The organism is Pseudoalteromonas sp. 20-MNA-CIBAN-0454 (assembly GCF_040308685.1).
GTDB lineage: Bacteria > Pseudomonadota > Gammaproteobacteria > Enterobacterales > Alteromonadaceae > Pseudoalteromonas > Pseudoalteromonas nigrifaciens.
In genome coordinates, this window is the sequence record NZ_JBEOOB010000003.1 from 130,889 (window position 1) to 142,728 (window position 11,840).

Genomic DNA, 11,840 nt, shown 5'->3' on the forward strand with positions numbered 1-11,840 from the left:
TTAAGCTGATGTCTAGCGTTTAGTAGCTAGACATCAAACCGTTGCAGTTAAATTCAATAAAACAAAGGTTAACTTAATCGCGGCCTGAGCCCGTATAAAGCAAAATGTTTTTTTGTTTTAACGCTTTCCCTTTCACCTTGAGTAATTTAGCAGTTATTTCACTCCTATTCCCTGCGCTTTAAAGTACTGCTGTATTTCATTTGTATGTGGTTTAAATGCACGCCAGCGGCCAATAGCTTTGTTGTTGAGCGGTTGACGAACCTGCACTTTACTGGCGGTAGAAACCGGCGCTGTATTTAAATGAAAATCAATACACTGCGGTTGCCACGCTAACTCACAAAACTTAACTAAATCTTTAATTTGCACTTCGGGCTGCGCTACTAACTCCTCGTACTGAACTAATTTTATTGTATTTTTATGCAAACTTTGAAAATGCTGCATGAGTTTATAAAAACGGCTATAAAATTTAGCGGTATCAAGTAAATCTAACGAATAAGCGTAATAAGGGTTATTAATACTAAATAGTTGGCGATAGTTACCAATACAGGTGTCCATTGGGTCGCGCAGCAGGCAAATTATTTTTGCATTAGGTAATGCTTTGGTTATTAAATCAATATAAAAAAAGTTAAAGGGGAGTTTATCAATAAAGTGTTTACTATTACCTGTAACTACACGGGTAGCATTTAAGTAATGAGTGCCAAGTTGCTCAAAGTTAATTTGATAGGCGCTACTCAAGGTTTGGTTATCAAGCACGTGCGGCGAGGTGGTTTTGCTTATTTTTTTAACACACAAGCCAAAGTCTTGCAGCTCCCCTGCTGATTGCACGTCGCTGTGGCTTGATAAAATACGCTCTACTAAGGTGGTGCCAGAGCGCGGCATACCTAAAACAAAAATAGGCTCGTTGCTTGGGTTACCTGAGGCGTTTGGCTCGTTATGCTCAAGGCTTAATTTTTTAATATGTGCAAATAAAGCCGCTGATCCCTCGTTATCAAATGGGCTGTTTTTAAGTTTATCGGCTTTACCTTGTTGCAGTGCTAAAAAGGCATCCGAAAATGCGCCAATATCTTGATATTCTTTTGCTAGAGCATGGCCAATATGTAGTTTTGCATCGGGGTGAGTAACCTGTTCAGCAACCGTTTTTAAGCGTTCAATATGGTTAGTTTGCGTACTTGCCTTAGTTAAATCGCTCAATGCAAAGTGGCTTTGGTGGTGTAATGGTTTTAGAGTAATAGCATTTTCAAACGCATTTTGAGCTTGCTCAAAAAGGCCTAAAAACTTAGCGCAAACACCAAAGTTATAAAAGAACTGTGCTTGCGGAGTTTGTTTGTTATTTGCCAGTGTTAACGCGTATTCAAAGTAATTTATCGCTTGTTCGTGTAAACCCGCTTGTGTGAGTGCAACGCCTAAAGTGTCTGCATCCAGCGCTTTGGTTATTTTGCTAAGTGCAACACTTAATGCGGTTGCTTTGGCTTTTTGTAGTTGTCCTGTAAGTGCGTAACATTTTGCCAGTTGCGCTGTGTATTCAACATTTTCTTGCAAACCTTGCGCTTTTTCAATCAGCTGAATGGCTTTGTAAATTTGCCCCACTTGTAGGTTTACCATAGCTAGTAAAAAATAGCCGTCTGCAAAGTCTGGTTTTTGGGTAACAAGTTCAACTAAAGTTTTATGTGCTTGTTTCACATCACCTTGGTTTAAGTAATTTATGGCGCTTTGATGTAACTGTTTTAGGCTAGGGGGCATAGTTAGCTCGTATAAATAAAAAGGCTCAAATAAATTTGAGCCTTTATGACATAGATTAAGTACAGTTTAAATGTAATTTAAATTATATTTCAAACTTGTAGTTAAATTTAATGCCTACCGTAAGAGGGCGGTTAATGTAATGGCCATAGTTACGTTGTATTTCTGCGCCATTAGCACTTGTAATATCGGCATCTGAGCGACGCACCGATGTAACAGCATATTTATTAAACATATTATCAACATACAATGTAGTTGACCACGCATCTGCTGTTAACTTAGCAGAAATATTACTTAGGCTGTAACCTGGTAGTACGTCACCACTATCACGTAAACCAACTTTTGAAATAACGTCGCTTTGCGCAGTTAAGCCGTAGTTTATATCTAATGTTTTGTCGTTAAACACGTCAGTTTGGTAATTAATACCTAATGAAAACTGATGCTCTGGTGAACCAGGTAAACGATCGCCATCTGCAGCGCCATCAGTACCGTCGGCGTTAAATAAAAATGGTGCATCTGATGTTAGCTCCGCTTTAGTGTAAGCGTATGTTGCATAGGCGCTAAATGAGTCTGATAAAATAGCGCGAGTAGCAATTTCAATGCCTTTTGCGTTAGCACTGCCAGCGTTTGAAAGGTAAGGCAGTTGCCCCACTGCGGTTGCCCCAGTAATTTGCGCATTGTCCCAATCTACGTTAAAGAGTGCAGCGTTAAAGTGTAACTGACTTCTAAACCATGTACTTTTAAAGCCAAGCTCGTAATTGGTCGTTATATCGGCATCAAATAGCATTTCATCTGGTTTACCACAGCCTGTTTGTTGATCATCAGGAAGTGGATCAGGGCACGGAACCAAGCCATTTGAACCACCAATTCTAAAGCCTTCACTTACCGTTACATAGCCCATTACGGTGTCATTAAATTGATACTTTGCGTTAAACTTTAACAGATTACCGTTATCACTTGCTGCATTCTCTTCAAAGTTAATAGCGATATCGTTAGGGCCAGCACCATCATATAATGTATTTGCTAACGGAAAGTCAAAAGCGGCTTTAGACTTTACATCGTATTCGTAAAAGCGCACACCAAGCGTTATATCTAGTTTGTCGGTTATTTGATAACCCACTTCACCAAAAAGAGCCGACTCTGTTACTTTGCTGCTCGTTATTTCTAGGTACTCTAGTGCATCAGGTCTAAGTTGAGTTGCGCCAAAGTTATCAACCGCAAACTGATCAAAACCTGGTGTAAATTCTCTACTTGATGCATCTGTGTCTTTTTTATTATAAAAACCACCTACTATCCAACTAAAATCGCTATCACTTTGTGATACTAAACGCAGCTCTTGGGTAAAAGTATCTACTTCATCAATTTCGCGGGTAAATGTTGAAAATGCTGGAAATTCTTCGTAGCCATAATCAAGACGGATCAGTAAATCTGTTTGGTCGCGTTGACCTTCAGCTTCAAAGCTTGATATACCGGTAGCCGATACTAACTCTGCAAAGCCTAAGTCTGCTTTGAGTTCTAGGCTAAGTAATTGATCTTCTTTCACGCGTGGCTCTTCGTAACGATACGCTGATTCGTACTTACCAATTATATCGCTTAAGCCATTGTTTGCATTTAAGCTGTTGCTATGAACAATTGAACGACCTTCGCTGTCTTGTTTTTGATAAAAATAGTTAAGCGTACCTTCAAAAGACTCACTCGCTTTATAACGAACTGATATACGCCCTGTAGTGGTTGTTTCGCCGTTGGCATCTTTTACTTGTTTAAGGTTGTTGTTAACGGCATCAGTATTGCTCCAATCAGGATCGCTAAGCGATACTCCCGGCTCACGAACAACATAATTGTAATCTACAAAACCCGGATCTTTATATAGGTTTAAGCTAGTACGTATGGCAAGCGTATCTTCAATAATTGGTAAGTTGAAAATAAAGCCGCCTTCACCGCCTACTGAGTCACTTTCTTGGGTTTGAAAAACATCACCGTAAACTTCGCCTGAGGTAAAATCAAGCTCTGGCGCTTTTAGCATGTAACGAATGGCGCCGCCTAATGTACCTGCGCCATATAATGTACCTTGTGGCCCAATAAGTACTTCTACGCGCTCAATATCAACGAGGCGCATATCAACACTTACCGGAATTTCATTAATATATGTTGCTACAGTGCCGCCATCTGACGCTGGACCCGATGAGTTAGTATTTAAACCACGTACAATAATAGGTGAACCTTCGCGGCCACCTTGGTCAGTAATTGTTAAACCAGGAACCCAGCGTGCTACATCGGCAAGTTCACTAATGTTTTGATCTTTCATTACATCAGCGTCAAGCGCGGTTATATTAAGTGGTGCTGCTTGTACAGAGCCGCTGCGTCGTGTTGCCGTAACCTCTATAACTTCAAGTGATTTGTTTTTTGTAACCACTTGTTCTTGAGCTGAAGCGGTATTAGAGAATAAAACCACACTTGAAAGTGTGCTTGAAATAGCCAAGGTTAACAGGCTTGGTTTAAACATAAAAAGTGATCCTAGTGCAATTAGTTATAATGAGTAAGTAAGGGTTTTAGTTTATCAGGGTGGAATACATCTGGGAATAAAAATATGAATTATAATTCACTTTTATAGAATAAATATTATACCTAAGTTTGTTTGGGTTAATAAATAACCACTGGCAACAATTACTTGCTTAAAAAGCATTCAGTAAGCTCTTGCTGCTTAGTTGTTAAAAGCTAAACAGTAGTAAAATTTTATAACAAGATGTGAGTAGCGAGTGACATTACACGGATGAGCAAAACCATTATGCATTTAAATGCAAGCTGAGGGTTAAAGTAACAAGCAGAAATGAGACAAAAAATATGGCCGTTTTCATTAAAAAATTAAAGTCACAAGGGGGTAGGGCGTATTTATCTTTTGAGGTTGAATTTACAGCAGTGCGTTTGTTTTTTAGGCTAGGCAGAGCCTATGTAATGTGGTTATTCCCCAGAAGCAGGCGATAACGACGCATAAATGCCAAACATGTGCTGCCCGAAGGCTTCTATCTAGGGGGAAGTAACTTTTCCTGCATGGATGTAAGCCAGTAAAATAAAGCCGGGGCAGTTATTGAGCCCATTAGATAACAAACTTCGCGCCGGGATTAAATTGCCTCTAAATTGAAAAAATTTTAATCCCTAAGGTTAATACGCCCTAATCGCTTAATGAGGATAGTTTAACTGCTGCTTTGTGGTTTTGAAGTTGAACTGCCAACAGAGGCAATAATTACCAGTAATATTGCCAGCCACTGCCAAATAGACAATAGTTCGCCTAATATGAGTAATCCGGCTAATGCTGCAATTGCGGGCTCTAAACTCATCATAATACTAAAGCCTTGCGACGACATATTACGCAAAGTGATCATTTCTAGGGTATACGGCAGGGCGCTTGAGAGTACTGCAATAGCAATACCTAACGGAATAATATCCCAACTGAATGAAGAGGCTTGCAAAATTCCGCCATAGGGCACAAGTACAATGGCCGAAATAGTCATACCCATAGCCACAGTTGCACCACCAGAGCCTTGATTACCGGTTTTTTTACCAAAAAGAATATAACCTGCCCAACATGCACCAGCGGCAAGCGCCAATATAACGCCAACCGGATCTAGGCTTTCTTGGCCTTTCATATCAGGCAGTAATAATAAAATGCCCGCAATAGCACAGCCTACCCAAAATAGATCACGCTTACGGCGCGATGAAAATAATGCAACTGCTAATGGGCCGGTAAATTCAAGTGCAACGCCAATACCCAGTGGAATACGCTCTATGGCGTAATAAAACAAAATGTTCATACCGCCGAGGCTCAGGCCGTAAATTAAAATAGGAAATCGTTGGCCTGCGGCAGGTAAGTGTTTCCACGGTTTAAAAATCAGGCATAAAATAGTGGCAGAAAAACCTAAACGCAGTGCAGTAGTCCCTTCAGGGCCTACAATAGGGAAGAGTTGCTTGGCAAGCGACGCACCAGATTGAATAGTTACCATAGCGAGCAATATACAAAAAACAGCGAGTAAGAGTTCTTTCGTAGATGAATGCATTATTTTCCTTGTATATCACTATTAAATTTGGCGCATTCTACCTGTTTTTGATACTCGAGGTAAACTTATTCGATAAACAACATATTAAGCAACTTACGCTTTGTTATTGTTAAAGAAAACATATGTTGTTGCGACTGTTAAGCTCGTTGCTTCACAAGCTAAAAAGTAGTTAAAAACGTATGAGCGTTAGCTATTAAACTAACACTCATATTATAAAGCGGCTAATAGGCACTATAGCAAAGGTTTAATTTGTCTCAAACGCTTTATCGTTTGGGTATACAACACCTAATTGCGCGCGAGCGGTATCAAGTACATGCATTACTTCAACACTAAGCTGGTGTGTATTAATATCCGATTGCGGCGCTTTTTGTGTCACCATTTGCATAAAATGATCAACTTCATATTTCATAAAATGCTCGTCAAAAGGCTGCGAAAGTAGTTCACGTTCACCGTTGTTAGCAATAAACTCTACTTTTTTAAGTTGCGACACTGCTTCAATCCGAATGCGGCCAAGTTCGCCTTGTATTTCGGTAATATTATCGCCTTGCGATATTTTTGAGTAGCTGATCACCGCTTGTTTATCGTGATAATTTAAGAGTACATCGCCTGCGCCATCTACACCTGTATCAAGGAGTACACCACTTGCGTGTACACTATTTGGTGCGCCCCACAGTGCTATTAATAAATACAGCGGATAAATGCCTAAATCAACCAAAGCACCATTAGCAAACTGAGGTAAAAAGGTATTTGGGCGCTCGCCATTTTTATATTTATCGTAGCGCGACGAATATTGACTATATTGTCCAATAAACTTACGCGGCGTACCAATTTTTAGCATGGCCTGTTGCAACAGTGCAAAGTTGGGTAAATGCGTGGTCATCATGGCTTCCATGTATAAGCATTGATGCTTTTTAGCGGTTGCTATAATAGCGGCTAGTTCGGCACTATTGGCCGCTGCTGGTTTTTCTCCCAGTACATGTTTACCTGCTGCTAAGCATTGCACTGCATATAACTGATGTAAGCTATTTGGTGCGGCAATATAAACGGCATCTACGTGCTCGTCTTGGCAAACTTGCTCTATTGAGGTAAATATTTTTGCTTGAGTATTTTTTGGGTGTTTAGCTAAAAAGGCTTCGCCGCTCGTTGTTGCGCGCGAGCACACACCATATAAATTAAAATCGATTAAGGTGTTGGCTGCTTTTAATAAGGTATCGCTAATAAAATTAGTACCGACAATAACAAAATTCATGGATATTCCTAAAAAACAATAAAAAGTAGAGGAAAAGTAAAGCTTATCATTTTTTAGTGTGCATATCGCGAGGAGAGAAAGTAAGTATAAAACCACAGGGGGAAAAAGTAATAAAAAGGTTAAACCATCATATTAAAGTAGGTAGGTAAAACCTTTTAACTAATCAAACTATTTAGGACAGTATGTTGATTCAACAGCGTAAGTAACACTATGAGTAACTAGATACTTATTAGAAAGGTAGTTATTCACTGTCTTTTCGCACCATTGTAGTGCATCACCTTGGCTTTCATAACCGTTACCAGAGGCGTTCCAGCATTGCTTTAAGTCATTATCTCTATTTGAGGCAAGTATTGCGTTGGATTGAGTTATCTTACAAGAAGAGTAAGTTGACTTACTTGACCCATCTGAATTTGAGCCACAACCAACAAGAGTTAATGTAAGTGCTAATAATATATACTTTTTCACTTTGATACTCCGTTAGTATTTGTTTTGGTAACGTTCGTTAATTACGACACGGCTTTGACAAGGAACTTCAAAAAAATCATGAACATTATTTTTAAATAATAATTCCGAGCTGTAATAAGAGTTACACTCAAACGAAACACCAGAAGCTGGAAGCACTGTAAATATTTCACCATAAATATCAATTTTAACAGTATCAATAGATAGATTTTGAATTGAGAGATAGTTAGAGTCAGTATGATAAACATCTACATTTTTAATTGGAGATGGTAGATCTCCAGCATTTGCAAGTGCTGAAAACAAAAGCCCTGCAGCTAAGGGGAACTTATAAAGTTTCATAGTCGTCCTTTATGACATTATGGATAATATACTACTAAATCGACATTAGGATGAATGTTGATATTAGAGGCTGTATTGATGTATGGACAGCATATGATAGGAGTATTGATAAGTTACTGCTTTAGCCATCCATAGCATAACAATATCTGTATTATAAATGCAATATAATAAATATCAATAACTAATTGTTTTTATAGATAAAAACTGAACTTAGAAGAAGTTAATTCAGAGTGCTTTTAAACAAATAAAATCATCTGTAATTAGTGCTAATAAATTAGATTAGGGATAGAGAAAATAAAGGGAAACTAAAATGAATTAGCAGATCATTTTTTACTGCGCATTACGCGAGGAGAACAGCCAAACCAGCGTTTAACACTGGTGCTTAATGTGGCTTGCTCTTGATAACCCAATAATTCTGATATGGTTGATATAGTAAGTTGCCCTTGTGTTAGGTAGTGCTGTGCAAGTGCACGGCGCGTGGTATCTTTGAGTTTTACAAAGCTGGTATTATGCTTAGCTAGTTTGCGATGCAAAGTACGTGGATGCATATTAAGCGCCGCAGCAATCGTGTGATTAGAGCACTGATAAATAGGCAGCATGGGGCGCATTAACGCGCTTACTTGAATGGGTAATGGGCTGTTGTATTGACTATTTTTAGCTAAAAAGTTTCGTGCAGCCTCTACGTTTGTCAGCTCCCCTTGTTCAAGTGCTATGCTTAAGTCTTGTTTCGCAATCACAATACCCGCGCTGTTACGGTGCTCTATTACTTTACAGTCAAAATAGCTGTTATAAGCATACTTACTGGTGGTGAGCTTTTGTGGTAAAAAAACCGTGATAGGTTTGCATTGGTTATTACTAAGCTTTTTAATCGCTCCCATTGCTAAGCCAATCGTTAGTTCGGTAGCTTGGTTAATGTTAGGTAGCGGGTTGAGGTTAATTTCGAACGATAAAAATAAGCTTTTATCGTCCTCTAATGGATGAGCCGTAAGCCGAAGAGCAGGGCTGTGCAAATGTAAGTATTTAACCACCCAATCGAGTGCATCACTTAAATAGGTACCGCTTTTAGCGGCAATAGAAATATAACCCAAAATATCAAAACTTTGTCGGCTGGCGAGCTTTAAGCCAAAGCTGGGGCAATTAAATTGTTGTGCGCAGTATTCTAATAATGCTGCATAGCAACGATAGCTTACATATTGGTTTTCGAGCTGAGTAAAATCAACGTTAATATTACACGCTTGCATAATGGCAGTTACATTTGCGCCAAATTCTAAAATTAGCGTATCAATACCTTGTAAAGACGTGGCTCTTATTAAGCTGCTCATAGTTAACCTTTGCTGTTGAGTGTCTAAAAATATCAAGTTTTTATGTTTTTATCTATGCAATATTATGGTTATGGGCAATTTGTGAAAATTATAAAAGGCATGCTATGAATACAACATTTGACTACATTGTAGTAGGCGCGGGCAGTGCAGGGTGTGTTATTGCCTCGCGGCTATCAGAAAATGCCAATGTAAGTGTGTGCTTAATTGAAGCAGGCTCTAGCGATAATACTGCTTTTGTACAAATGCCTGCAGGGGTTGCTGCAAGTGTGCCTTATGGTATTAATAGCTGGCATTACAATACAGTAGCGCAAAAAGAGCTGAATAATCGCTGTGGTTTTATGCCACGAGGTAAGGTATTGGGTGGCTCAAGCTCTATTAATGCCATGGTGTATATTAGAGGCAATAAATACGATTACGATCAGTGGGCGGCCAATGGCAATAGTGGCTGGGATTATGACAGTTTATTACCCTACTTTATAAAAGCCGAAAACAATAAAACATTTACCAATAGTGAGTTACATGGCACACAAGGGCCACTTCACGTACAAGAATTGAATGAGCCAAGCCCAGTAAATCAATGTTTTTTAAATGCCTGCGTTGAGCAAGGGGTGAGTTTAAATAACGATATAAATGCAACCGAGCAGCAAGGTGCTAGGCTTTCACAGGTTACGCAACATAATGGAGAGCGTTGCAGCGCAGCTAAAGCGTACTTAACTCCTCATTTAAAACGTGCAAACTTAACCGTATTAACCAATAGCCATGTAAATAAAGTAATAATAAACAATAATATGGCGCAAGGTGTACAAATTGAACGTAATAAACAGGTGGTTAATTTATACGCCAATAACGAAGTGATCCTCAGTGCCGGGGCAATTAATTCGCCGCAACTATTAATGCTTTCAGGAGTTGGCCCCAGCAACCATTTACACGCACATAATATTAAGGTGATAGTACCATTAGAAGGGGTGGGGGCTAACTTACACGACCACCTTACAGTGGTGCCTTTGTATAGAGCAAAAACCAGTAAAGGCACGTTTGGCTTGAGTATCCTAGGGGCTGCTAGGGTGTTAAAAGGCTGTATAGATTGGTTTAGTAAGCGCCAAGGGTGCTTAACTACTAACTTTGCAGAGTCGCATGCATTTATTAAGTTATTTGATGACTCCCCTGCGCCAGACGTACAGCTAGAGTTTGTGCTGGGTTTAGTGGATGATCACAGCCGAAAATTACACACCGGCCATGGTTACAGTATTCATAGTAGTATTATGCGCCCTAAAAGCCGCGGTGCTGTTAAGTTAGCCGATAGTGATCCGCGCAGCGCGCCGCTAATCGATCCTAATTATTTAAGCCATCCCGACGATATAAAAGTGATGTTACAGGGCCTTAAAAAAACACTACAAATAATGCAAAGCAGTGCATTTGATGCCATTCGTGGTGACATGGTTTACCCGCTTGATATAAATAACGATGAGCAATTGATTGAATTTATTCGTCAAACGGCCGATACCGAATACCATCCAGTAGGCACCTGTAAAATGGGTAATGATCCACTTGCAGTGGTTGACAATGAGCTGCGAGTTTACGCTATACAAGGGCTACGTGTAGTAGACGCCTCAATTATGCCCAGCATAATAACCGGTAACACCAATGCTGCGGTTATTGCTATTGCTGAAAAAGCGGCCGATTTAATTAAGCAGGCTAATCCTTAAATTAAGCGTTAAGCATAAAAGGCATTAAGCCATTGTTGCCAGTCGTGTTCTAGGCGCAGCATTTGCTGATGCTTTTTGGCATTTAAGTGTTTGTTTTCGTCCTCGGTTGCCATATAAGGGCCAACACGACAAAGTGGGCAGTGATTTGGGGTTAAATAATGCGGCAAAGTAAGATGACAGCTTAACTCGCTATGCTGTTTTGGGCTAAATACATAGGTAATACCGCTGGTGTCTTTTACGTGTTTATCACGGTCAACATTGCGAATTTTATAACCAGCAAAGCGGCTAATATCAAACGGCATTTGCCCTAAATACTCAGCGTTTAAATGTGCATTTAAACTGCCTTCTATATTCCACTCCCGATAAGGCTTTACGTCTTTTGAAGTGATATAGCACAGCATTGGGCCATTGGGGTTAAGTGCATACTCGTTAGCGTATTTTATAAATTGGTGCAGTAAAGCACGATTAAATACGTTCATACTGGTTTGTTGAGTATTGTTTTCAAACGCTTCGCGGCCCACAAAGGCAGGAACAAGCGGAAATTGAAAAATAACCACATCAAAGCTATGTAAGTTAACGTTTAGGTTTTGCCAGCAATGGGGTTTTGTAACATCAAAGCTATTAAGTACGGTTACTTTATTGGCTTTTAAAGTGCTTAGTGCATTGTCTTGGTATTTATACTCAATAGTTGCTGCGTCATCAAACGTAGAGGCAACCAACAAACTCGGCTTTAGGTGTTGATGCAGCGCGTTAGAAAACGATAAATCGCCATCGCCCACAGTGAGTATTTTCCATTTGGGATTTAGGTACATAAGTTATTTAATCTGGACTCTGGTTAAGAGATTTACTAACGTATTGAATCATATTTATATTTAATTTTATTTTCTCTAGCCAGAGGTTTTCAGTGAAAACAAGGCGAATTTACGCGTCAATAGCTGGCCTATTGCAAGAAAATTCAACGCAGTTAGCGCTG

Annotated in this window: 8 protein-coding genes; 1 reads left to right on the top strand and 7 read right to left on the bottom strand. The window is 39.5% G+C overall.

The genetic code is table 11. The annotated features are described in order from the left end of the window. Positions 1-153 precede the first annotated feature (153 nt). From AAEZ22_RS02480 to AAEZ22_RS02505, 6 genes are all read right to left on the bottom strand, one after another. The gene (locus AAEZ22_RS02480; RefSeq protein ID WP_193038770.1) at positions 154-1,740 is read right to left on the bottom strand and encodes a tetratricopeptide repeat-containing sulfotransferase family protein; all 1,587 of its coding nucleotides are present in this window, start codon (positions 1,738-1,740) and stop codon (positions 154-156) included. A gap of 82 nt (positions 1,741-1,822) precedes the next feature. Then, positions 1,823-4,240 carry a TonB-dependent receptor gene (locus AAEZ22_RS02485; RefSeq protein WP_352296050.1) on the bottom strand — a complete coding sequence of 806 codons (2,418 nt, stop codon included), beginning with the start codon at positions 4,238-4,240 and terminating at the stop codon, positions 1,823-1,825. Between the two features lie 688 nt (positions 4,241-4,928). Then, positions 4,929-5,789: an EamA family transporter gene (locus tag AAEZ22_RS02490; RefSeq protein ID WP_089369173.1), complete on the bottom strand. Its 861-nt coding sequence runs from the start codon at positions 5,787-5,789 to the stop codon at positions 4,929-4,931. Between the two features lie 244 nt (positions 5,790-6,033). Next, entirely contained in the window at positions 6,034-7,038 is a 1,005-nt protein-coding gene (locus tag AAEZ22_RS02495) for a Gfo/Idh/MocA family protein (protein WP_089369174.1), read from the bottom strand. Between the two features lie 477 nt (positions 7,039-7,515). Further along, on the bottom strand, positions 7,516-7,839 hold the full coding sequence (locus AAEZ22_RS02500; protein WP_352296053.1) for a hypothetical protein: 324 nt from the start codon (positions 7,837-7,839) through the stop codon (positions 7,516-7,518). Positions 7,840-8,162: 323 nt separating this feature from the next. After that, positions 8,163-9,161, bottom strand: coding sequence for an AraC family transcriptional regulator (locus AAEZ22_RS02505; protein ID WP_089369176.1), 999 nt, complete (start codon positions 9,159-9,161; stop codon positions 8,163-8,165). Between the two features lie 104 nt (positions 9,162-9,265). Here AAEZ22_RS02505 and AAEZ22_RS02510 point away from each other — a divergent pair, with 104 nt between their 5' ends. Then, positions 9,266-10,867: a GMC family oxidoreductase gene (locus AAEZ22_RS02510; RefSeq protein WP_089369177.1), complete on the top strand. Its 1,602-nt coding sequence runs from the start codon at positions 9,266-9,268 to the stop codon at positions 10,865-10,867. Positions 10,868-10,875: 8 nt separating this feature from the next. Here AAEZ22_RS02510 and AAEZ22_RS02515 read toward each other — a convergent pair whose 3' ends face one another. Continuing rightward, positions 10,876-11,679: a class I SAM-dependent methyltransferase gene (locus tag AAEZ22_RS02515; RefSeq protein WP_089369178.1), complete on the bottom strand. Its 804-nt coding sequence runs from the start codon at positions 11,677-11,679 to the stop codon at positions 10,876-10,878. Positions 11,680-11,840: the final 161 nt, after the last annotated feature.

Bases quoted from the DNA above. Each gene is read 5' to 3' on its own strand.
- AAEZ22_RS02480 (WP_193038770.1), bottom strand. From the start codon at position 1,740: ATGCCCCCTAGCCTAAAACAGTTACATCAAAGCGCCATAAATTACTTA.
- AAEZ22_RS02485 (WP_352296050.1), bottom strand. From the start codon at position 4,240: ATGTTTAAACCAAGCCTGTTAACCTTGGCTATTTCAAGCACACTTTCA.
- AAEZ22_RS02490 (WP_089369173.1), bottom strand. From the start codon at position 5,789: ATGCATTCATCTACGAAAGAACTCTTACTCGCTGTTTTTTGTATATTG.
- AAEZ22_RS02495 (WP_089369174.1), bottom strand. From the start codon at position 7,038: ATGAATTTTGTTATTGTCGGTACTAATTTTATTAGCGATACCTTATTA.
- AAEZ22_RS02500 (WP_352296053.1), bottom strand. From the start codon at position 7,839: ATGAAACTTTATAAGTTCCCCTTAGCTGCAGGGCTTTTGTTTTCAGCA.
- AAEZ22_RS02505 (WP_089369176.1), bottom strand. From the start codon at position 9,161: ATGAGCAGCTTAATAAGAGCCACGTCTTTACAAGGTATTGATACGCTA.
- AAEZ22_RS02510 (WP_089369177.1), top strand. From the start codon at position 9,266: ATGAATACAACATTTGACTACATTGTAGTAGGCGCGGGCAGTGCAGGG.
- AAEZ22_RS02515 (WP_089369178.1), bottom strand. From the start codon at position 11,679: ATGTACCTAAATCCCAAATGGAAAATACTCACTGTGGGCGATGGCGAT.